Here is a 1,712-nt window from a genome sequence, read left to right as displayed (position 1 = left end):
GCCCGCGGTGCGCGCGGGCGCGATGCAGCCGGGCTCGGACGGCATGGCCCAGCGCTCGGCCCGGCCCGAGGCCGGGTGCAGCCGGCACAGCGCGCGGCCGGCGATGTCCACCCAGTACAGGCGCGATTCGACGGGGTGCCAGAAAGGCGATTCGCCCAACTGGTCGGGCTCGGAAGTGGCGGGACGCCAGTCCATGGGCATGGGGGGGTCTCCTGGGAAGGCGGTGGAAGGGGCCGGGCACGCCACCGCTGGCGCGCCGGTCTGCTGCTTCCATTATTCGCGGCCGGTGGCCGCGGGCCAAAAAAAAAGGCCCACCTTGCGGCGGGCCCAATGTCCAGGAGGAATATCTCGCTTGTTGTCGCACCGCCGCGATGCCACCAGTCACCGCGGCAGGGATCTCAGCCGGTCAGCGGTTGTAGGCGGTTTCGCCGTGCGAAGTGATGTCCAGGCCTTCGCGCTCGGCTTCTTCCGGCACACGCAGGCCCACCAGCAGGTCGGCGATCTTGTAGGCGATGAAGGCCACGACGCCGGACCACACGATGGTCACCAGCACGCTCTTGAGCTGGATCCAGACCTGTGCGCCCATGGCGAACGTGTCGGGGGTCAGGCCACCCGTGCCGCCCAGGCCTTGGGATGCGAACACACCGGTCAGGATGGCACCGATGATGCCGCCCACGCCGTGCACGCCGAACACGTCGAATGCATCGTCGGCGCCCAGCATCTTCTTGAGGCCACCCACGCCCCAGAGGCAGACCACGCCGGCGATCAGGCCGAGCACGATGGAGCCCATGGGACCGACGAAACCGGCGGCCGGCGTGACGGCCACCAGACCTGCCACGGCACCCGATGCGGCGCCCAGCATGGAGGCCTTGCCCTTGTGCAGCGACTCGCCGGCCAGCCAGCTCAGCGTGGCCGCGGCCGTGGCCAGGACGGTGTTGATGAAGGCCAGGCCCGCAGCGCCGTTGGCGGCACCGGCGGAGCCGGCGTTGAAGCCGAACCAGCCCACCCACAGCAGCGAGGCACCGACCATCGTCAGCGTCAGGCTGTGGGGCGTGAGCGCTTCCTTGCCGAAGCCGATGCGCTTGCCCACCATGTAGGCGCCCACCAGGCCGGCGATCCCGGCGTTGATGTGCACCACGGTGCCGCCGGCGAAGTCGAGCGCGCCGTCCTTCGCCAAAAGGCCGCCGCCCCACACCATGTGCGCCATGGGGATGTAGCTGAAGGTGAACCACAGCACGCTGAAGATCAGCACGGCGGAGAACTTGATGCGTTCGGCGAACGAGCCCACGATCAGCGCCACGGTGATGGCCGCGAAGGTGCCCTGGAAGGCCACGAACACGTACTCGGGGATGGTCGGCAGCGCGCCCGAGAGCGTGTCCGGCGCGATGCCCTTGAGGAAGATCTTGTCGAAGCCGCCGAAGAACGTGCCTTCGCCGCCGAACGTGAGGGTGTAGCCGTACACGGCCCACAGCACGCTCATCAGCGAGAAGATCACGAACACCTGCACCAGCACCGACAGCATGTTCTTGGAGCGGGCCAGGCCGCCGTAGAACAGGGCCAGGCCCGGGATGGTCATGAGGATCACGAGCAGCGTGGAGGTCAGCATCCAGGCCGTGTCGCCCGAATCGAGCTTGGGCGTGGGGGCGGCGGCAGGTGCTGCGGCCGCGGCGGCTTCCGCCGGTGCGGGTGCGGCCGCCACTGGCGCAGGGGCT

General features: G+C 69.3%; 2 protein-coding genes. Both read right to left on the bottom strand.

What is annotated here, in order from left to right; all coding sequences use genetic code 11:
• Positions 1 to 195: SMP-30/gluconolactonase/LRE family protein (locus AC27KI_RS24220; protein ID WP_487116286.1), on the bottom strand; the 195-nt coding region annotated here is incomplete at its 3' end.
• A 211-nt stretch (positions 196 to 406) separates the two neighbouring features.
• The coding region (amt, locus tag AC27KI_RS24215; protein ID WP_487116284.1) for an ammonium transporter at positions 407 to 1,712 on the bottom strand (1,306 nt) is incomplete at its 5' end.

This window comes from Acidovorax sp. KPB24-03 (assembly GCF_057546605.1).
The sequence above is the reverse complement of the archived record's forward strand: the minus strand, read 5'-3'. Positions and strand labels throughout refer to the sequence as shown.